The sequence below is a fragment of the Kocuria coralli genome, assembly GCF_008831305.1.
GTDB classification, from domain to species: Bacteria; Actinomycetota; Actinomycetes; order Actinomycetales; family Micrococcaceae; genus Kocuria; species Kocuria coralli.
Genome location: NZ_ML708621.1, coordinates 112,114 through 130,679, shown reverse-complemented (window position 1 = coordinate 130,679; position 18,566 = coordinate 112,114). Strand labels below are relative to the sequence as shown.

Genomic DNA, 18,566 nt, shown 5'->3' with positions numbered 1-18,566 from the left:
CCACTACGAGGCCCTCACCCGAGAGCCCGAACCCGCAAAGTAGCGGCAGAGAACCCAGGCCGATTCACTGCCGCCTCGACGAGCTTGGGCTCGTGGCCGTCGTCCAGCTGATCGAGTAAGTAAGACTGAACGACGGTCGAGTGCCGACTGGTTGAGCCGGATCCGTGGTGTCGGCAGTTCGGTGCGGACGGCACGCTAAGGGACACGGTGATTTACCAGCTCGCGCATGAGCCCTATGGGCATAGGCCGACCACGCTGCTAGTACGCGTACGCCACTACCGGTACGACCATTGCCACGGAGGTGACGACGGGACATGGCATGGGCGGCGATACCTCGGGGAGATCTCTCGCCCCGGCTTGAAGCGGGCATTGCAGGACATCGTCATCGAGCACCTCACCGTGACCCGCGTCGTCGCCGGCCTCAGGGTGTCCTGGAGCGCAGCGAACACCGCCGTGCACGCGGAGGACAAGCGCCGCCTGGCCGAGGCCCACGCCGCTTCGACAGGTGACCACGATCGGTGTCAACGAGCCTGTCTGGCGTCACATCCGGTTCGGGAGAACTGCGTCACCATGGTCATCGACGTCACGCCGCCCGCGAGAAGACTGGGCCAGCCACGCGGCTGGACATGATCGAAGGTCGTTCGATAGGGGTGCTCATGCAGTGGTTCGTCGCCCGACTAAAGCAGTGATCGGCGGGGATCAAGGTGGTCGCCATGGACGGCTTCACCGGAGTTCAAGACCGCCACCGAAAAGTTGCCCAACGCGGCCCCCATGATGAACCCACTCCACGTGGTCCACCTCTCCAGCGACAATGGATCGAGGCGTTCCTACGCCCAGTAACAAAGAGCCATTCCAGAGCGCGCGCTTTCCGCCCGCAGCACGCTCCGGCCGAATCCGCTAAGTCCGGCCCTCGGCTCGCTGGCCTCAGCGAAATTCTCCCAATTGTGTTGTGCCGGCCTACGGAGGCAATGCACCGCGCCGGGACGGCGACCGGCAACCAGCAACCACAAGAGCACCTCGGGATGGCCGCACTCACTCCGTGCTTGCCCGTCCCACTCGAGTGCGCTCGGGCTCCTCCAGCCCCACCACCAAGACTCCGCACACCCGACGCGACACTCGGTCACCGCTCGATTCGTATCAAGCAGTCGCCTGACGGCGACGAAGCCAAACCTATGGAGTGGGAAGAACAGGGCCAGTTCAATGGGTTGGAAGGGAGCGCGTGGAGCGTGCTGGTGGATAGACAGTATGGGAATTCCATCAGCGGAAGGCTTCCATGCGTATCCTGCTGGCGGCGCGTTCGCGCAGGTACCCGCTAAACTGCGAAGGACCTGTATACTCCAATCAAATGAATCGGCACTTCGAGGGAGACCCATGCAGAGTATTGCCCTATTCAACAACAAAGGTGGTGTTTCCAAGACAACCACCGCATTCAACTTGGGTTGGATGCTGGCAGAACAAGGGAAGCGCGTACTTCTTGTAGACGCCGACCCTCAGTGCAATCTAACTGGAATGGTTATGGGCTTCAGCAGCCACACTGACCTCGAAGAATTTTATGCCCAAGAACCAGAGCGCAACTTAAAGTCAGCACTGCGCCCTGCATTCGAATCACAACCCGTACCGCTACGTCCAGTCGAATGTCCCGAGGTGGAAGGACGTAGAGGATTATTCCTGTTACCTGGGCACGTAGGGCTAGCCGAATACGAGGTACAGCTCGGCCTCGCCCAAGAGCTAACAGGCAGCATTCAAGCACTACAAAACTTGCCTGGAGCCATACGTCATTTGTATACAATCACTGCAGATGCTCTTGCTGCCGATTATGTCATTCTTGATTTGAGCCCCGGATTGGGTTCAATAAATCAGAACATTGTTGCCACAGCAGATTACCTCATTGTTCCCACCACGCCGGACGTGTTCAGTGTCATGGCACTTGACTCAATGTCACGCGTTCTACCTCGGTGGCACTCTTGGGCGGAGCGATCCTCTTCCATGCAAATATTCCAGGAAGCAGCATATCCGGTCTCATCGCCGTCACTCAAGTTTCTCGGCGTGATTGTTCAACGTTACCGAACTCGCAGCAATGCCCCAGCGCGGGCATTTCAGGAGTATTTTGACGCGATCGAGAAAAGTGTCACCGAAAATCTTCTACCCCGGCTGAGCGACATGGGCGCGCTATTAGACAACAAGCTGTACTCAGAAAACACGGACGAGAATGCAATATACCGACTCGCGAGCATCTCGGACTTCAACGCGCTGATAGCAAATAGTCAGCAGAACCAGACGCCTGTGTTCAGTCTAACAAAGGAACAGGTCCAGCGTGGTGGTGCCGCCTGGAACATCACCGAGGATAACATTAAAGCATTCCGCGCAGTTTTCGAGAACCTGGCAAACAGAATCGTCAATCTTACCAATGATAATGCAGCCCGAATTTCATAATATCGATTCTGTATTCAATCAGGAAATATCGGGCAGCAAAAGTATGGTAGGTATAGCCGACAACCTGCAAGCCTCCCTGCCCGCAGTCGACCTGCTGGACCTCCATCGCCACAGCTTAGTGGCAGCCGTATCAGCATTGGACACTTTCATTCATTCCTTGGTGCGGTCAGGAATACTTCTTCAACTACAGGGCCATGGACCGTCGCTGAGCACACGCCTACCTATCGGCATTGATGCATACCGTCGATGGTTTAACGGAGATCCATCAGCATTACTCGAAATCGAACTCCAGATTCGACAAGCGCACAGACGATGGACTATGCAATGTTCCAAAGATATCGGTGACGCCATCCGACTTGTGTCCAGTCGTCCGGCTTGGATTTCGATTGCTAATGGCAACCCAAATCTGGCAAATTCGCTCAAAAAATCACTTGACGTAATCGTTATACGCAGAAACCAAATTGTGCATGAGTCCGACCTCGACCCCTCGACTGACGAGAAGTGGCCGATAGACTCAGCGCTGGTACACAAAGCAATTGGTACAATCACTGATCGGCAGCAGCAGCTTCTCCACCACGTGTGCGAAGAGTACCCTTAGTACACCAAAGCGCAACGGGCGTAGGAGCGTTGAAGGTGATTTCAGAGTGCCATATCAAGCCGGAGCTCTGAATCAGACATTAAACCTAAATTCGACCGAGTTCCGGTGATTTCGGAACCTTTGGTGCTAAGGTTGCGCATTGGTTGCCGGGAAGCGGGCTTCTGAGGCTCCGACCTGGGATTCAAGGAGGTTGCGGCCTCGCAGGCACAACCCGTCGGTGGCTGCTGACCACGATAGCCGAGTTGACTGGCTAGCCGACGGAGGACTGCCCGGCGCAGGCCCTTATACAGGCTGGCCCTCACGCACGCCTGCTCAGATCTGCAAGCTGGACCTACAGGTTCGTCCTACTGCCAACGCTCGCCTGGTACGGGCACTCCCCGTCGTGGTTCCTCCAGTCGCACGCGTGGGGACCTTCATGGTGGTGCCAGCCGTAGTATCGACCAGCATCTTCGGACCAGTGCTTGCAGCGAATGACCCTCGGCGCGCGATCGACGTTGTCTTTGGTCATGAGGTCATGATCCCACTCGTTGCTGGCCTCAGTCCCTAGACTCTTCAGTTCCGGTGGCAAGGCCTCGGAACCGTTCGAAGAATCTGGAAAGCGCTTCGATGACCCGCTTCTTCTTGTCGCCGTGGTTGGACTCGCGGTTGAACCGTGACACGGGCGGCAGGATGCGGGTGATCTCAGTTCCGGCCGTGCGCAGCTGTCCGTCCCGGAACGCCTCATCCACGAACGACTGCGTCTCCTCCAGTCTGAGCTTGTGCGCTGCGATGAGCTCCTGAAGCTCGGCCTCGCGCTTCGCGGAGATGTACGCCTGCCACTGCTCATCGACCGCGCCCTGCAGCGACACCGACTCGACGAAGTCCTCGACGAGGTCGCGCTTGCTGCGCAGGGTCGGGCTCGCGTCGACCGCGCGGGTGATCTCGGCGCGGACTTCCTTGTCGTCGCCGTCGCCTTTCTCGGCGCGGAGCTTCTCGACGAGCATGAGGATGTAGTCGACGTTGATCTCGACCTGCTTGACAAGCTCGATCTCGAACACGACGTCGTCGTTGATGACTTCTCTGTCGCCGTCACGGTCTCGCGTGTACTCATCGCGGAGCCGCAGGTAGATGCTGGTGTAGTCCTGCCGCTGTCGCTCAGTGAGTGGGTCGTTGCCGTCGAAGTCGTCGAACGACGTGAGGATGTTCTGCAGCCGCAGGATCGCGCCGAACAGCTGGATGAAGTCCTTCTGCGCCTGCTCCCCCACGATCTGTTGCCCGATCGGGAAGTGCGTGAGCAGCTCGGTGACCTTGTCGACGTACTCGCCGTAGTAATCGCCGTACGGTTTCAGCAGCACAACGCCGCGGGCATCCTTGTTGCCGAACAGCTCCAGCGCCGCGTTCGTCTCTTCCTCGAGATCGCGGAAGGCGACGATGTTGCCGTATGTCTTCACCGAGTTGAGGATGCGGTTCGTGCGCGAGTACGCCTGGATCAAGCCGTGGGCGCGCAGGTTCTTGTCGACGAACAGCGTGTTCAGCGTCGTCGCGTCAAAACCGGTGAGGAACATGTTCACCACGATGACCAGGTCGATCTCGCGGTTCTTCATCCGCTGCGACAGGTCCTTGTAGTAGTTCTGGAACCGGTCGGCGCTCGTGTCGTAACTGGTCGCGAACATGTCGTTGTAGTCCTGGATCGCGTCTTCCAAGAACGAGCGCGAGTCAAGATCAAGCGCATCAGTGTCGAATGCTTCATCATCGAGGATGCCGTCAGCCTCGGCCTCGTTCGCTCCGTAACTGAAGATCAGCCCGACCTTCAGACGCTTGTCCGGTGTCAGCTCCTCCATCTGTAGTTGGAACTGGTTGTAGTAACGGCGTGCGGCATCGATCGACGCGGTTGCGAACAGCGCGTTGAATCCGCGGACTCGCTTCCGCTCCTTGATTGCCTCCGCCTGACGCCGGCCCCGCACCGAGTCGGCGACGTTCGTCACGACGCCGTGCTCGTAGCTCGAAGAGCGCTTCGTCTTCTTATCGAAGTGCTCCAGGGTGTATGCCACGACGTCCCGGATCCGACGCACATCCAGGAGAGCTCGCTCACGGTCGATCGCCGACACCTGCGAGTCGTCGGGGTTCCCGACCTTGATGGTGTTGATGTAGTCGATCCGGAACGGCAGCACGTTCTTGTCGGTAATGGCGTCGACGATCGTATAGGTGTGCAGCTTGTCGCCGAACGCCTGCTCAGTCGTGCGCAACTGTGGGTTGCCACCGCTGCCGGCGTTCGCGGCGAAGATCGGCGTGCCAGTGAACCCGAACAGGTTGTACTTCTTGAACGCACGGGTGATGTCTGTGTGCATGTCACCGAACTGCGACCGGTGGCACTCATCGAAGATGATCACCGCGTGACCCGAGAAGACTTCGTGACCCTTGTTCGCCTTGATGAACGTCGACAACTTCTGGATCGTCGTGATGATGATCCGGGCACCGGGGTCCTCGAGCTGCTTCTTCAGGATCGCCGTCGACGCGTTTGAGTTCGCCGCACCTTTCTCGAACCGGTCGTACTCCCGCATCGTCTGATAGTCGAGGTCCTTGCGGTCCACGACGAACAGCACCTTGCCCACACTCGGCATCTTCGATGCGAGCTGCGCTGCCTTGAACGAAGTGAGCGTCTTGCCCGAACCGGTGGTGTGCCAGACGTATCCTCCGGCATCGAGCGTGCCGAGCGTCTTGTAGTTCGTCGAGATCTGGATCTTCTGCAGGATCCGCTCGGTGGCGACGATCTGGTAAGGCCGCATCACCAGCAAGTCCCGATCCGCGGTGAGCACGCAGTACTTCGTCAGGATGTTCAACAGCGAGTGCTTCGCGAAGAAGGTCTTCACGAACGCCGTCAGCTCGGTGATCGGCTGGTTGTTCGCGTCGGCCCACCAGCTGGTGAACTCGAACGAGTTACTCGTCTTCCTGCCCTTGCTGGTACTGCCAGTCTTCTTCTGCTCGGCCAGGTGCCTGTTGCGAGTGCTGTTGGAGTAGTACTTCGTGAGCGTGCCGTTGCTGATCACGAACAGCTGCACGTATTCGAACAGTCCCGAGCCGGCCCAGAAGCTGTCACGCTGGTACCGGTTGATCTGGTTGAAAGCCTCGCGGATGTCCACGCCGCGACGCTTCAGTTCGATGTGCACCATCGGCAGTCCGTTGACGAGCACGGTCACGTCGTAGCGGTTCGCATACCTCGCACCGTCCTTGCCAGCGTCCCCCTCGCCGCGCTCGCTCTCATACTGGTTGATGACCTGCAGCTGATTGTTGTGGATGTTCGTCTTGTCGATCAGCGAGATGTTCTTCGTCGTCCCATCGTCGCGCTTGAGGATCTGGACGTGATCCTCCTGCACACGTACCGTCTTCTCGATGATGCCGTCGTTGGCACCTGCGATCTTCGTCGTGAAGAACTGCTCCCACTCGGCATCCGAGAAGGTCATCTTGTTGACCTTTGCGAGTTGCGCCCGGAGGTTCGCGACAAGCTCGGCCTCGGAGGTGATCGGGAGGTACTCGTACGCCTGCGTTTCCAGTAGACGAATCATCTCGCCCTCAAGCGCCGACTCCGACTGGTAGGCGTCTGCCTTGGCCGGCTCGGCGATGTATTCGGCAACAACCGTGCTCTCGCTGGAGATCGCGATCGGACCGTACTTGCGCGCCTGTGCGTCACTCATCCCGCGGCCTCTTTGAACGTCAGCAAGCGGTCCCGGTAATGCTCGTACTGCTTGCGGCGCGCGGTGAGCTCAGCAGGGAGGCCGATGCTGATGTCGTTGACGAGACCGTCGAGCTTGTCGAGCACCTCTCCATCACGACGCTGGTCGTCGACTGGAACGTACTGAGCTTCGACTTGTTTGACACGTCCAACCGCGAGCCCTGGCTGCGCAGACTTTGTCTTGTACTGGTTGAGGTCCATCTCAGTGAGTTTGTGGAACGCCCAAGACATGTCGACCGGCACTTTCGGGGTCACGACCACCGCATGCTCAGTTGCATAGATCTTTCCGTCAGCACGGTGCACGTTGCCGCAAAGCGCGCCTTGGCGGCCAACGAAGATGACGCTCCCGTCGTAGTTATATGAACTCACATAGCCACGCAGGCCGTTCCCGCCGTAGCAAGGATATGGCTTGTCTTCGGTCGGCTCATCAGATATCTCTGCCGCCTTGATGTGCGTACCAGCGCGCATCTCGAAGATCTCGCCCAGCGGAAGCATACGGCCGCTCTCGGCGTCACCACTGTCCAGCAGCTTTCGCCGATAGTGATCGTACTGGGCGCGCCGGGCTTCCAGCTCCGCTTCCAGCTCCGCTTCCAGCTGAGTGAACTTATCCAATACTCGCACGATCTCGCGCTGCACCTCGAGAGGCGGAACGGGGATTCGGATCTTCATGAAACGAGGCTTCGAGACGTTGATCCTCGTGACGCCGCTCGCAGCCTTACGGATCTGCTTGCGAGTTGCTTCACCACGGAAGAGATGCTTACTGAACTCCGGCAAGAGTGCTGGGCGCTCGAAGCGCAGGGCGAAGCAGAAGCTATTGAGATACAGCGGCTCCAATGGCTCGCGAGTGACGACCGATGACATACCCACTTCATCCACGTTCTCAGATGACCCCGTAATCACCACATCGCCGAGCCGCAGCAAGTTCTGACGTTCACCTTGCTCGACCTTGACGAAGTCCGTCGCGGCATCATCCACTGCCAAGTTGGAGAACGCATTCTTGTACGTGACGTAGCGAGCATTACCGTCAGAAAAGTCTGCCTTGGTTTTCCCCGTAAGGCCCGGGACGGTCTTGGCTACAGACTCGAGTGTGACGAATTCGACCCCGTCCGGGCACAGCTCCTGAACGAGCTCATCGATGCGGCTCATGCGAAGAAGTCCTCGTCGATCTCGACGACCTTGTAGGTCTCTTTCACTTGCACGCCGACGCCGTAGCGGATCATCAGGCTGGTGAGGCGCTTGCCGTCGATCAGGATGATGCGGGTCGGCACGTTCTCAGCGTAGGTGCGTGCGCCGTCGGAGAAGCGGCTGGTCGTGATGAAGACGCCACTGTCGGCTTTACCGCTGAGGGCCCCGACGAACGCCTGGAGGTCGGGGCGTCCGACAGTGTTGCCGTCTTGGTAACGCTTGGCCTGGATGTAGACGCGGTTGAGGCCGAGGATGTCCTGGTCGATGACACCGTCGATGCCGCCATCGTTGCTGAGCTGGGTGACGCTGCCGGCCCCGTTGGTGCCGCCGTAGCCCATTGACAGCAGGAGATCGACAACCGCCTGCTCGAAGAAGCCTGGGTCCTTGTCCTGCAGCCGGGCGAGCAGCTCGACCGCGATCTCGTCGTGGATCCGCTCGATGCCGCTCTGCACCTGCTCGGTCGGAGTCATCGACGACTCTTCTGTCGGAGCGGTCGTTGCAGAATCGCGCGTCTTGCGGGTCGTGGTCGCCACGTACTCGCGGATCGGCGAGCTGGGGTCCGCACCGAGCACCTTGATGTCACGTTCCTTGGCACCGTTCGGAAACAGCTCGATGAGCTGCTTGCCGGCATCAGTGATCTGGTAGTGACCGCGTTTCGGACGCCTGAGCGCGCCGACGTTCGTCAAGAACGAGACGCCCCAGCCGATGCGGTTCTCATACTTGAGCGCGCTCCCGGACGGAAGCATCTCCTTCCTCTGCTCATCGGTGAGCTGCACCTGATCAGCTACGAGAGGCTGAAACTCGCGCCAGTGGCGGATGATGCCATCGCTCATTACCTTGAGCGTCGGGATCATGAAGCCTTCCCAGTTGGGCATGTCCGTCATGACCACGCACCTTCCAGATCCGCCACGATCTCGTCGATCGCTGTACGAAGCTCTGCCTGGCGCGCGACGATGCGCGCGATCTCGGCGTTCAGCTCGACGATGTCGACTTCCTCGCGGGTATCCTCTGCCTCGACATAGGACGACACGGCGATGTTGTAGTCATTCGCCGCGATGTCCTCGTTGCTCACGACTGTGGTGAAATAGTCCTCTGGCTCGCGCGTCGTAAACGCGTCGAGGATCCACTCCTGATGCTTCTCGAGCAGCTTGTTCTTGTTGCCGACGCGCTTGAACTCGGCCGACGCATCGATGAACAGCACGTCACTGGTCTTCTTCGACTTCTTCAGCACGAGGATGCAAGTCGCGATAGTCGTGCCGAAGAACAGGTCCGGCGGCAGCTGGATCACCGCGTCGACGTAGTTGTTGTCGATCAAGTACTGGCGGATCTTCTTTTCCGCTCCCCCGCGATAGAGCACGCCGGGAAACTGGACGATCGCAGCGGTACCGTTCACGGCCAGCCAGCTGAGCATGTGCATCGTGAAGGCCAAGTCGGCCTTCGACTTCGGCGCGAGGACTCCTGCCGGTGCGAACCGCTCGTCGTTGATCAGGAGTGGGTTGGCGTCGCCCTCCCACTTGATCGAGTAGGGCGGGTTGGAGACGATCGCCTCGAACGGTTCGTCGTCCCAGTGCTGTGGATCGATCAGGGTGTCGCCGTGGGCGAGGTTGAAGTCGGCGTAGTTGACGTCGTGCAGGAACATGTTGATCCGCGCGAGGTTGTACGTGGTCAGGTTGATCTCCTGACCGTAGAACCCCTGGCGGACGTTGTTCTTACCGAGCACCTTGTCGAACTTCAGCAGCAGCGACCCCGATCCGACAGCGGGGTCGTAGACCTTGTTGACCTGTGTCTTGCCGACCACCGTGATGCGCGCCAGTAGCTCGGAGACCTCCTGGGGCGTGTAGTACTCGCCACCGGACTTGCCGGCGTTGGCCGCATACATCTGCATCAGGTACTCGTACGCGTCGCCGAAGAGGTCGATCGAGTTGTCCTCCCATCGACCCAGGGGCAGGTCGCCGATCGCGTCGAGCAGCTTCACCAGCTTGTGGTTGCGCTTCGCGACGGTCGAGCCGAGCTTGTTGCTGTTGACGTCCAGGTCGTCGAACAGCCCCTTGATGTCGTCCTCGCTGTCTGTGCCCAGCGCCGACGCTTCGATGTTCTTGAACACCCGCTCGAGCGTCTCGTTGAGGTTCTCGTCCCGCGCCGCACGCTCCCGAACGTTGGCAAACAGGTCCGACGGCAGGATGTAGAAGCCCTTCTCGGCGACGACCTCGTCGCGTGCGAACTCCGCGTCGGAATCCGCCGCCAGCCGGTAGTCGAACGACACGTCGCCCGCATCGTGCTCGTTCTTGTTGAGGTACGCCGTGAGGTTCTCAGAAATGAACCGGTAGAAGAGCATCCCCAGCACGTAGGACTTGAAGTCCCATCCGTCGACGCTGCCGCGCAGGTCGTTCGCGATGCGCCAGATCGTCTTGTGCAACTCAGCTCGCTGCGCCTCTTTGGTGGTCGGTGCCATAAGTCGTGCTCCTCCGCGCCACTGCGCAATCACGGTGTTGGGGTATTTGCTCTTACGATATCGGGGGCCACTGACACTCGGGCTTCCCGCATCATCACCGCGCCGACTCGTTGAACGCCACAGCCGCTGCGGCCGTCACGTTCAACGAGTCGACGCGGCCACTCATCGGGATCGTGACCCGGCAATCGAGCAGTGCGTCGGTCTCAGGCGTGACACCGTGACCCTCCAGCTCACGCAGCGGGCATCAAGGCCGAATGATCAGCGAACGCGCCTCGACCTCGAGCTGCTCAGCGAGAGCATCCACCGAATCCAGGGTGAGGTTGCGCTCCCCGCGCTCGATGCCGGCGAGGTACCGAGTCGAGACACCGAGTTCTTCGGCGAGACCCTCCTGCGACAGATGGCGCGCAAGACGCAGATCGCGCACCTGCGCTCCGAGCACCTTCTTCAGCGGTTCTGTCACACAACCAGCCTCAGGTCTGGTAGTGATGACTTCCAGGAAGTTATCACTTCCTGTTGCGCTCGAGGCAGGGTCGCGCGCAACTCGCACTGGGCCGCATCAGACCTCGAAGGAGAGCATGGTAATGCCCGATTCGCAGCAGATCCCCGACGGGAGCTCGACAGCTCGCCCCCGCGTCCTGCACACACCGCGCAGCAGGGCACTGCTCTCGGAATCGTGGGCCCAAGCAGAGGAGGCAAAGCGGAGGGAATGGGCAGGCAGCGACCCCCAGCTGACCTACGAAGCCTATGCAGCGGGCGAGCCATGCCGCGCGTGTGGGCGTGCACTTCTCGGTGAGGCAGCCATGGGGACTGATGAAGAGCGCCTTGCACTGATCGACGCCGACAATGCCGAGTTCAGGGCTGAGCATGCGGCATGCAACATGGGTGTTTGGCGTCTCGAGAACAACAGGGTGGAGCATTGCCACCTGTGTTGCCCGTTCCCGCCGCTTTCGCCGGCTCAGCGCGATGAGCTCCGGCAGCTTCTGTACCCGCCCTCATTGCGCATCGACCGCAGCACCACTTGGCGCGTACACCTGACCTGCCAGCACGTCGAGACCTTGGCCGGGCACTCCCCTCGCTACGTTGAACCAACCGTCCAATGCACCGAATGCGCTGTCATCCGCGGCGTGGTCAAGGCCGTGCGAACCGATGGCCAGACGGACGATAGTGACGACGGCAGCGACATCGAGCGCCTCCAGCCTGACTATCAACAACTTACAGATGAGCAATGGAGCTGGATCAAGCACATCGTTCATTCAGCAGAGGGCCCTCGCCGAGGGCGGCCACGCACTGATATACGCACGATCGTCGACGCCGCTCTCTACAAGACCCGTACTGGCATCACGTGGCGCGAGCTCCCAGCGGAGTTCGGGTCATGGCAGACCGCCTCACGCCGGCACCGCGAATTGATCGCAAGCTCCCAGTGGGACGAGATCACTCGCACTCTGGCGGAACGAAACCTGCCCTAGTGTGCCCCTCATCTGCGGAGGACCCGATCCTCCCGAGAGCAGTCGACGCCTCGCAGCGTGCCGTTCCAGACCGATTGCGCCTCTATGCAGATATGGTTGACAAGTCCCACTCCCTCGCGGGGACGGCGGAGTCGACTTTCGTCAACCAAAGTGTCGCCCCACCCGCACATTGCACGAGGAAAGGATGCGCATGCCGGAAAGCATTCCGTCACCTAAAAAGGCCCGCCTCACCCGGATCAAAATTAGCAGGTTTCGCGCCATAGAGTCAGCCGAAATCGAGCTTGGGGACACCACAGCGCTAGTGGGGCAAAACGGGTCAGGTAAAACAACAGTCTTGAGGGCGCTTAACGCTTTCTTTAACTACGCGGCCGAGGAGTCAGACTTTCAGTCGGGTCGCCACAAGTACACCAGCGGTTCACAATCCGTGATCGAGGTCGTTCTCGAAGGGCTCGCGGATTCTGGGTTGCCACTCTCGGATCCCACAGTAGGCCAGGTGCGAGCCAGACTCAAGTACCGGTCCACGAAGAAGTGGGAGTGCTATGCCGCCGGGAAATGGTCCGCGATGCCTACCGATTTCCATGACACTCTTCGACAATACCTGTCATTCGCCTTCATCCCCATTCGGCGCGATCACGAAGTGGCGCACGACGGGTCCAGTGGACTCCTCGAAAGGGCGGTCGAGCAATGGGTAGCCGCGAACCATCAACGCGATAGGAGAAGCCCGCAAATTGCCCGAGTTGCTTCGGATCTCCAGAAGCGCTCGCTTTCCGGGCTAGAAAAGCATCTCGGTAAGATTGCGCCGATGTCTGGACCGTTTTCCTTCCAGCTCGAGTACGCCACGCCCCCCGATTACCGACTCCTGTTACAAAACTTGCGACTCTCGGTAAAGGAGGGAGGGCAGCTGATACCACTTGCGGATAGCGGGAGTGGAACTCAGAGCATGGCAGTATTCGCCCTTTACGCCTACCTCGCAGAACTCGAGAACACCAACTACGTCTTGGGGTTCGAAGAGCCTGAGCAAAATCTTCACCCTCAGGCACAGCAACAACTCATGCGAGTACTGGGGGACCTTGGCCTGCAGGTTGTGTTTACTACGCACTCTCCGACCATTGTCGACACACTTGAGCACGAGCAGGTCGTCCTGTGTAGGCGCGTAAAGTCCGCCACCCGCGAACTCGAGGCGGAAGTCAGCCAGATCCCGTCATCATTCTTCCAAGATCACGGACTTGATCGAGAGAGCTACTACAAATTTCATCGCCGCAAGAACTCCAGCTTCCTCTTCGCCGATTTCGTGATCGTGACCGAAAGCCCCATCGACTCCAACGTCGTGGACCAACTACTCCGCGAGGCGGGCGTAGAGATCGAGGAACGCGGGATGACTATATTCTGCGTTGACGGAATCCCGTCAATTCCGCACATGTATCATTTACTGCTTGAGTTGTCGATTCCATCAGCGTTCATTGTCGACAAAGACTACTTCGTCCCTTACCGCAATAATAACGAGCGCAAGAAGAGCATTGACTCGAAGGGATTCCCTCTGTACCGAGCAGAGGCGAAGCAACGGAGCCTCCTCGCCGCGCTTTTTCCGGCACCCAAGGATCAGCGCAGTCTGCTCCACGCCCTGGTGCACAACCATCGGGCATCCATGGACATGCTTCAGAGCGTAAATTTCTTTGCATTCCGGTATTCAATGGAAGTCGACCTCGTATCAGTTCCAGCGACGCGCGAACGTTTGTTTGACCTGACTGGCCTCACCGGAGTGGATAGGACCGAGAAGAACCTCTTGGCCAAAAAGGATGCATTGAAGGACCAGGCATACCTACTTAAGTCATTTACTGGGATTCCATCCAATAGGTTGCCGGCTTCCTATCAGCGGTTGCGATCAAGACTTCCTATACTTGCCGCGGCCGCACGAACCATCTGATGCGCCGCTAGAGTCCATGACGGACCCGGCAGGCCTTGAACTCGCTGAGGCGATCATCGAGGTTGAACTCGCGTGGCAGTCCGCCAGCCCGCTACGCGACGCCTACCGCGTCAAGGACCCCACCGAGAGGAGCAAGTTCGCCGAACGTATGCCCGAATCGTTCCCCACCTGGCCGGTCTCCGAGTTCCGCCGACTCGGGAGAACCCGGACTCGGTGGAAGGCCGCGTTCGTGTCGTACTTGAGCACAGTGCGGTCCAACAGCGGCGGCACCAACGCCGTCAATAGGCTCATCGTGCTGCATCGCCGCGTCGCCCGCGGCTTCCGCAACTGCGACAACTACCGGCTACACATACTCCTCGTCGCAGGCGGGCTGACCCCACCTCAAATAGGATGAACCACAAACCCACGGTTAGGATCCAATGCCAGCGTCGGCACGTCACAGCGGGCAAACTACGCCGGGGCTTCGCCAATCACGGTCGTGTCCAGTGCCTCAACGTCAGCGATCAGCTCCATCACCGACTGGTAGCGCCGGTCAGGCTGAGAATCGATGCACTTGTGGATGATCTGCTCGATCGGAGTTGCATCGTTCCGCCCGATGTTTTTCCGCCCAGTGAAGATGTACAGCAGTACAAAGCCCGCCGCGAAGATGTCATGGACAGCAGCAAAGTCCTTGAAAGAGCCGAGTGCTGGATCGATCTTCGTACCCTTGAGTTCGGTCTCCGTCATCGTGAATTCGGACCCCTTGAGCTTGGCCAGGCCGAAGTCGGACAGTTTGACCAGCACAGCTGAACCGCCGAAGGTGCGGAGCAGGACGTTCCTGGTGCTCAGATCCCGGTGGAAGTGTCCCTTGGAGTGAATGAAGTTGAGGCCGTAGAGGAACTGCAGCGCGATTCGCTTGCGGGTGGTCGGGCCGAAGCCTGGCTGGTTGTTGCGCTTCGCGACGTAGTCCTCCAGCGAGGTGTCGCAGTGTTCCATGGTGTACGACCAGTCCGACTCCTTGAAGTTGTAGACCTCAAGGACGTATGGGAACTGAAGCTCTTTCATCAGCTCGAACTCCCGTCGGAAGCGCTCCTTCTCCCGATCATCAGCACCGGGTTTGAGCTTCTTCCTTGCCAGGGTCATGCCGTAGTTCGGATCAGTGAACCGATGAACCAAGGCGAATGCGCCCTCACCGATGGACGTCAGCTTCACCATGCGGGAATCGGAGACTGGTACGGCTTGGTCACCAAGGCTGAAGACTGGCGCGTAGCTTTCGACCTCGACGGGAGTGAAGCCTTCAGGGATGGGGCTCCCTCCACTGTCAACGAGCCATGCCGGCGCGTTCTCGATGACCCGCTGGTAATCGGGAGCCATGGTCAGCGAGTGACCGGCCTTGTTGAGCATCGTGCGAGCTTCGGCCAGGAGGTCGATGAGATCTAGCAGGTTCCTCGAGTTGTCAGCATTGAAGTGTCCGCTGCTACCGCCACGGGCCTTGTAGTTCATGTGCTTGAACTCGACGTCGAGGCCAGCGTGGATGTAGGCGAAGGCGCGGGGCAGGACCTGCTCCCGGCGGTACAACTCGAGGTAGGTCGAGTCGATGTCTCTCTCATGGAACGTGCGCTCAAAGCGCTCCACCCGCTCTCGCTCCATGGTCTTCATACCTCGAGGCTATCGATGACCTGTGAAGGAGTCTCCGAACTGCTCCATATGGCGTATCCCGAGGAGCCGCAGGAGCCGGTGTGACCTGAACACCTATGGCATCTAGCCCCAGTCACGGCTCGCTCTCGCCGTCGCCAGCGTCTCCGCCAAGCACCCGGAAACATTGGTGACTCGGCCAGTGCCCGCGGCCTCCGTTGGTTGCGCTCGGAAGCATGGACGGTATGTCAATGAAGACTGATCTCCCAAGCACTGAGTATTGAGTCGGAGCGATTTTTGAGTCAGCGCTCGGACCGAAAGACCGCCCGTCGAACGACTCGAACGCGATCCAGAACAGGCCACCCGAGGCCGCTTGCCATCGATGCTCATGCACCCACGCAAAGAGAATCGTCCCCTGCAGAGCTTCCGCAGGGGACGATCAAAAGAGCAGGTCAGCGCGACAAACGCTTAGCAACTGATGGTAAAGCGGAACTTGTTCATCGGACCAATCCGGAGGCCGAGAAGATAAACCCCCTGGTCAGAGCTGCTTTTTAGACATTAAAGCGGAACTCCACCACATCCCCGTCCTGCATGATGTAGTCCTTGCCCTCCATGCGCACCTTGCCCGCGGCCTTCGCGTCGGCCATCGATCCGGCGGCCACGAGGTCCTCGAAGGAGACGATCTCGGCCTTGATGAACCCGCGCTCGAAGTCGGTGTGGATCACCCCGGCTGCCTGCGGTGCGGTGTCTCCGCGATTGATGGTCCAGGCACGGGCCTCCTTCGGCCCTGCGGTGAGGTAGGTCTGCAGCCCGAGGGTGTTGAAACCCACGCGGGCGAGCTTGTCCAGGCCGGACTCGTCCTGTCCGGACATCTCGAGCATCTCGCGGGCCTCGTCCTCGTCCAGCTCCACCAGCTCGGCCTCGAGCTTGGCGTCCAGGAAGACGGCCTCCGCGGGTGCCACGAGTTCGGCGAGCTCGGCTTGCCGCTCGGCGGAACCCAGCACGCCGTCGTCGCAGTTGAAGACGAAGATGAACGGCTTGGCCGAAAGAAGGGTCAGGTCCCGCAGTTGGTCGAGGTCCAGGGAGTCCTTGCGCGAGAACACGGTGTGGCCCTCGGAGAGCACCTCGTAGGCGGCCTGGTAGGCAGAGAGTTTGGCGGGGTCGCCCTTTTTGATCTTGACCTGCTTCTCCAGGCGCGGGATCGCGTTCTCCAGGGTCTGCAGGTCCGCCAGCACCAGTTCGGTGTTGATGGTCTCCATGTCGGAGGCAGGGTCGATCTTGCCGTCCACGTGAACCACGTCGGGGTCGTCGAAGGCACGAACCACCTGGGCGATCGCGTGCGCCTCGCGGATATTGGCCAGGAACTGGTTGCCCAGTCCCTCCCCTTCCGAGGCGCCCTTGACGATGCCCGCGATGTCCACGAAGGACACCGTTGCCGGCAGCACCTTCTGCGAGTTGAAGATCCCGGCCAGGGTGTCCAGGCGCTCATCGGGCAGGCTCACCACGCCCACATTCGGCTCGATCGTCGCGAACGGATAGTTCGCCGCGAGCACGGTGTTGCGGGTGAGTGCGTTGAACAGGGTCGACTTGCCGACGTTGGGGAGACCGACGATTCCGATAGTAAGAGCCACGGGAGACCATCCTACCGGCGTGGGCGACAACGACCGATTCTCGCTGAGCGCGCCCGCCCCACCGCCTCTGGGCGCCGAACGCACCGGCTCATGACACGATGAATCCATGCGCAGCATCATCTGGGACATGGGAGGAACCCTGGTCGACACCTACGGCGACGTCGACCGGGCACTCGCCGAGGCCGCCATCGGGAAGACCGACGACGAATCCTTACGGGAAGTCGCCCAGCTGACGCGCATCTCCAGCAGCCATGCGATCAAGGAACTGTCGGATCGTTACGACGTTCCCCAGGAAGATCTGCGGGAGGCGTACACCGCCCTCAAAGAGCGCTGGCGCGCCCATCCCGCACCTGTCATGGACGGAACCCGTGAGGTCATGGAGGCCGTCAAAGCCGGTGGCGGGCTGAACCTACTGGCGACCCATCGCGACCGCGACAGCGCCCAGGTCCTGCTGGACGCGCTGGGCATCGAGATGGACGACATGGTCTGCGCCCCCGACGGCCACGCGCGGAAACCGGACCCGGCCATGAACCTTCTGCTGCTGGAACGGCATGACTTGCAGCCGAGCCAGGTCGTAGCGGTCGGCGACCGCCCGGGGGACATCCAGGCCGCCCGCGCGGCGGGCCTCGAGGCGGCGCTCCTGGCCACGCCCGGCATCCCGCAGGATGCCGAGGGCGCGGTCCGGATCACCGACCTCCGGGAGCTCTTGCCGTTGCTACGGGGCTGAACCCGCATGCGGGCCCGGAGAGCCACGGCCCGATAGCTTCCCGAGGTCACTGCTCGACGTACGGCGGGAACTCCCCGCTGTGCTGCACGGACTGCGAGGCATCGTCCCAGTGGAAGGTGGACACCGCGCGTCCGCTCGCACCCGCATTCGATTCACCATCCAAGGGGTAGTGGTAGGTGATGGTCAGGGTGGCGTCGTCGACTCGCTGCACGTCGGGGTAGAAGCCCAAGGCCTCAGCCGTGGCAGTGCCGACGTAGTCCCCGTGATGGAAGAACATCACGGCATGCGGGGAGGACGCCGTACTGCCCTGGATGGGGAGGATGATCGAGGACAGGTCCGCGCAGGGATCGTAGCCGTCGGTCACCGCGTAGTCGAGGTCCCACTCCCACTGGTCGAACCCTGCATCGTAAGGCGGAACCTCCGGACCCCACATCTGGACCGCTTCCTCCCCCGTCAGATCCGCGCATCCTTCATCGGCCGGTTCGGTCGGCGGAGCCTCGGTCTGCGTGGGGCTCGGTGTCGCGGTGGGGGTGGCCACCGGATTCGTCGTCTCTGGGACGGTCGGCTCGTCGCTCGGTGCCTCGTCCGTGGCGGAAGGAGTGGCCGAGGGGTCAGCGGCCGGCGTCGTCGTCTCCGTACTTGCCGAGGTCTCCGGCGCTGATGTGGGAGAGGCGTCCCCGTCGCCCTGCCCGCATGCGGTGAGGAGAAGGAGGACAGCGGCGCTCGAGCCGAGGGCTGCCGTGCGTAGCTTCACTGCGTTCATGGTGCTCATCTCCGGGAGTCTGTGGTTCCTTGAGACTGCGACGCGAGCACGTGACTCGCGCCAC

At 60.4% G+C, this 18,566-nt stretch carries 14 protein-coding genes and 1 pseudogene; 6 read left to right on the top strand and 9 right to left on the bottom strand.

Translation table 11 applies throughout. The annotated features are described in order from the left end of the window. Positions 1-62: 62 nt before the first annotated feature. Positions 63-810 (top strand): annotated as a pseudogene (locus FCK90_RS15770) (transposase); the annotation flags it as partial. 561 nt (positions 811-1,371) lie between these two features. After that, complete coding sequence (locus FCK90_RS11190; RefSeq protein WP_158034374.1) at positions 1,372-2,433, top strand: ParA family protein; 1,062 nt, start codon at positions 1,372-1,374, stop codon at positions 2,431-2,433. Positions 2,434-3,567: 1,134 nt separating this feature from the next. Here FCK90_RS11190 and FCK90_RS11185 read toward each other — a convergent pair. From FCK90_RS11185 to FCK90_RS11160, 6 genes are all read right to left on the bottom strand, one after another. Next, complete coding sequence (locus tag FCK90_RS11185; protein WP_158034373.1) at positions 3,568-6,702, bottom strand: type I restriction endonuclease subunit R; 3,135 nt, start codon at positions 6,700-6,702, stop codon at positions 3,568-3,570. Then, positions 6,699-7,886 carry a restriction endonuclease subunit S gene (locus tag FCK90_RS11180; RefSeq protein WP_158034372.1) on the bottom strand — a complete coding sequence of 396 codons (1,188 nt, stop codon included), beginning with the start codon at positions 7,884-7,886 and terminating at the stop codon, positions 6,699-6,701. Before FCK90_RS11180 ends, FCK90_RS11185 begins: the two co-directional genes overlap by 4 nt. Next, positions 7,883-8,809, bottom strand: coding sequence for a restriction endonuclease (locus FCK90_RS11175; protein ID WP_158034371.1), 927 nt, complete (start codon positions 8,807-8,809; stop codon positions 7,883-7,885). Before FCK90_RS11175 ends, FCK90_RS11180 begins: the two co-directional genes overlap by 4 nt. Continuing rightward, positions 8,806-10,377 (bottom strand): type I restriction-modification system subunit M, encoded by a 1,572-nt coding sequence (locus FCK90_RS11170; RefSeq protein ID WP_158034370.1) that lies wholly within the window; start codon positions 10,375-10,377, stop codon positions 8,806-8,808. The genes FCK90_RS11175 and FCK90_RS11170 overlap by 4 nt, the downstream gene beginning before the upstream one ends. Before the next feature lie 94 nt (positions 10,378-10,471). Beyond that, positions 10,472-10,606 carry a TrmH family RNA methyltransferase gene (locus FCK90_RS11165; RefSeq protein WP_343029896.1) on the bottom strand — a complete coding sequence of 45 codons (135 nt, stop codon included), beginning with the start codon at positions 10,604-10,606 and terminating at the stop codon, positions 10,472-10,474. Positions 10,607-10,621: 15 nt separating this feature from the next. After that, positions 10,622-10,837 carry a helix-turn-helix domain-containing protein gene (locus FCK90_RS11160; RefSeq protein ID WP_158034369.1) on the bottom strand — a complete coding sequence of 72 codons (216 nt, stop codon included), beginning with the start codon at positions 10,835-10,837 and terminating at the stop codon, positions 10,622-10,624. 340 nt (positions 10,838-11,177) lie between these two features. Here FCK90_RS11160 and FCK90_RS11155 point away from each other — a divergent pair, with 340 nt between their 5' ends. The 3 genes from FCK90_RS11155 to FCK90_RS11145 all read left to right on the top strand — a co-directional run bounded on the left by FCK90_RS11155 (position 11,178) and on the right by FCK90_RS11145 (position 14,161). After that, a complete protein-coding gene (locus tag FCK90_RS11155) occupies positions 11,178-11,843 on the top strand; it encodes a transposase (RefSeq protein ID WP_246180201.1) in 666 nt (221 codons plus the stop codon). 190 nt (positions 11,844-12,033) lie between these two features. Next, positions 12,034-13,767 (top strand): ATP-dependent nuclease, encoded by a 1,734-nt coding sequence (locus FCK90_RS11150; protein WP_181954294.1) that lies wholly within the window; start codon positions 12,034-12,036, stop codon positions 13,765-13,767. Positions 13,768-13,783: 16 nt separating this feature from the next. Next, positions 13,784-14,161, top strand: a complete 378-nt coding sequence (locus FCK90_RS11145) for a transposase (RefSeq protein WP_158034367.1) — start codon at positions 13,784-13,786, stop codon at positions 14,159-14,161. Positions 14,162-14,217: 56 nt separating this feature from the next. On the opposite strand, the gene FCK90_RS11140 is transcribed toward FCK90_RS11145, so the two are convergent. Beyond that, on the bottom strand, positions 14,218-15,405 hold the full coding sequence (locus FCK90_RS11140; RefSeq protein WP_158034366.1) for a protein kinase domain-containing protein: 1,188 nt from the start codon (positions 15,403-15,405) through the stop codon (positions 14,218-14,220). A 527-nt stretch (positions 15,406-15,932) separates the two neighbouring features. Continuing rightward, the gene (gene ychF / locus FCK90_RS11135) at positions 15,933-17,012 is read right to left on the bottom strand and encodes a redox-regulated ATPase YchF (protein ID WP_158034365.1); all 1,080 of its coding nucleotides are present in this window, start codon (positions 17,010-17,012) and stop codon (positions 15,933-15,935) included. Positions 17,013-17,118: 106 nt separating this feature from the next. Here ychF and FCK90_RS11130 point away from each other — a divergent pair, with 106 nt between their 5' ends. Then, on the top strand, positions 17,119-17,739 hold the full coding sequence (locus FCK90_RS11130; RefSeq protein WP_158034364.1) for an HAD-IA family hydrolase: 621 nt from the start codon (positions 17,119-17,121) through the stop codon (positions 17,737-17,739). Between the two features lie 46 nt (positions 17,740-17,785). Here the strand turns inward: FCK90_RS11130 and FCK90_RS11125 are convergent, their stop codons facing one another. After that, on the bottom strand, positions 17,786-18,511 hold the full coding sequence (locus FCK90_RS11125; RefSeq protein ID WP_220433323.1) for an LppP/LprE family lipoprotein: 726 nt from the start codon (positions 18,509-18,511) through the stop codon (positions 17,786-17,788). Positions 18,512-18,566 lie beyond the last annotated feature (55 nt).

Excerpts from the sequence above, each read along its gene's own strand:
- FCK90_RS11190 (WP_158034374.1), top strand. The coding sequence starts at position 1,372 with ATGCAGAGTATTGCCCTATTCAACAACAAAGGTGGTGTTTCCAAGACA.
- FCK90_RS11185 (WP_158034373.1), bottom strand. The coding sequence starts at position 6,702 with ATGAGTGACGCACAGGCGCGCAAGTACGGTCCGATCGCGATCTCCAGC.
- FCK90_RS11180 (WP_158034372.1), bottom strand. The coding sequence starts at position 7,886 with ATGAGCCGCATCGATGAGCTCGTTCAGGAGCTGTGCCCGGACGGGGTC.
- FCK90_RS11175 (WP_158034371.1), bottom strand. The coding sequence starts at position 8,809 with ATGACGGACATGCCCAACTGGGAAGGCTTCATGATCCCGACGCTCAAG.
- FCK90_RS11170 (WP_158034370.1), bottom strand. The coding sequence starts at position 10,377 with ATGGCACCGACCACCAAAGAGGCGCAGCGAGCTGAGTTGCACAAGACG.
- FCK90_RS11155 (WP_246180201.1), top strand. The coding sequence starts at position 11,178 with ATGGGGACTGATGAAGAGCGCCTTGCACTGATCGACGCCGACAATGCC.
- FCK90_RS11150 (WP_181954294.1), top strand. The coding sequence starts at position 12,034 with ATGCCGGAAAGCATTCCGTCACCTAAAAAGGCCCGCCTCACCCGGATC.
- FCK90_RS11145 (WP_158034367.1), top strand. The coding sequence starts at position 13,784 with ATGACGGACCCGGCAGGCCTTGAACTCGCTGAGGCGATCATCGAGGTT.
- FCK90_RS11140 (WP_158034366.1), bottom strand. The coding sequence starts at position 15,405 with ATGAAGACCATGGAGCGAGAGCGGGTGGAGCGCTTTGAGCGCACGTTC.
- FCK90_RS11130 (WP_158034364.1), top strand. The coding sequence starts at position 17,119 with ATGCGCAGCATCATCTGGGACATGGGAGGAACCCTGGTCGACACCTAC.
- FCK90_RS11125 (WP_220433323.1), bottom strand. The coding sequence starts at position 18,511 with ATGAGCACCATGAACGCAGTGAAGCTACGCACGGCAGCCCTCGGCTCG.